The sequence below is a fragment of the Mycobacterium sp. 1165196.3 genome, assembly GCF_001673415.1.
Taxonomy (GTDB): domain Bacteria; phylum Actinomycetota; class Actinomycetes; order Mycobacteriales; family Mycobacteriaceae; genus Mycobacterium; species Mycobacterium europaeum_A.
Genome location: NZ_LZLU01000232.1, coordinates 1 through 1,056 on the forward strand (window position 1 = coordinate 1; position 1,056 = coordinate 1,056).

Genomic DNA, 1,056 nt, shown 5'->3' on the forward strand with positions numbered 1-1,056 from the left:
TCGCGCTGGGACACCCGGCGGAGCTGGTGACCATCACCACCGCCGGGGACCGGTCGTTGGCGCCCATCGAAGACCTCGGGGTCGGTGTGTTCACCACCGCCCTGCGCGAGGCCATGGAAGAGGGCCGTGTCGACGCCGCCGTGCACTCCCACAAGGACCTGCCCACCGCCGAGGATCCGAGGTTTGCTCTGGCGGCCATACCGGTGCGCAACGACCCGCGCGATGCGGTGGTAGCGCGCGACGGGCTGGTGCTCGCGGAGTTGCCGGCCGGTTCGCTGGTGGGCACCTCCTCGCCGCGGCGGGCCGCGCAGCTTAGAGCATTGGGTCTCGGTTTGGAAATCCGCCCCCTACGAGGCAACCTAGATACCAGGTTGAACAGGGTAAGCAGTGGTGATCTCGACGCGATCGTGGTAGCCCGGGCGGGACTGGCCCGGATCGGTCGCCTCGACGACGTCACCGAGACGCTAGAGCCGGTGCAGATGTTGCCAGCACCGGCTCAGGGCGCGCTCGCCGTCGAATGCCGTGCCGGCGATAGCCGGTTAGCGGCGGTGCTGGCGGAACTGGACGACGCCGACACGAGGGCGTCGGTCACTGCGGAGCGAACCCTGCTGGCCGAACTGGAGGCCGGTTGCTCCGCACCGGTGGGCGCGATCGCCGAAGTGGTCGAGTCCATCGATGAGGAAGGCCGGATCTTCGAAGAGCTGTCGCTGCGCGGTTGTGTGGCGGCGCTGGACGGGTCTGATGTGATCCGCGCGTCCGGTATCGGCAGTCCCGGTCGGGCACGAGAGCTTGGGCTCTCGGTGGCCGCGGAGCTGTTCGAGCTGGGCGCCCGAGAGCTGATGAGCGGCGCGCGGCAAGACCCGACGCGAGGAAATTAGAAGCGAGTTACGTGGGAGCGACAATGACGACGCGAGGGCGTAAGCCGACACCCGGCCGCATCACGTACGTGGGCTCCGGCCCGGGTGACCCGGGATTGCTGACGACCCGGGCCGCCACGGTGCTGGCGAACGCCGCCCTGGTGTTCACCGACCCCGACGTGCCTGAGCCGGTGCTGGC

2 protein-coding genes are annotated in these 1,056 nt (G+C 69.3%); both read left to right on the plus strand.

Translation table 11 applies throughout. The features are described 5' to 3' along the window. Positions 1–878 (plus strand): hydroxymethylbilane synthase (hemC, locus tag A5659_RS22895; protein ID WP_066865265.1); only part of this gene is annotated, 878 nt, incomplete at its 5' end. 23 nt (positions 879–901) lie between these two features. After that, on the plus strand, positions 902–1,056 hold a 155-nt coding region (locus tag A5659_RS27390), incomplete at its 3' end, for an SAM-dependent methyltransferase (RefSeq protein ID WP_156748967.1).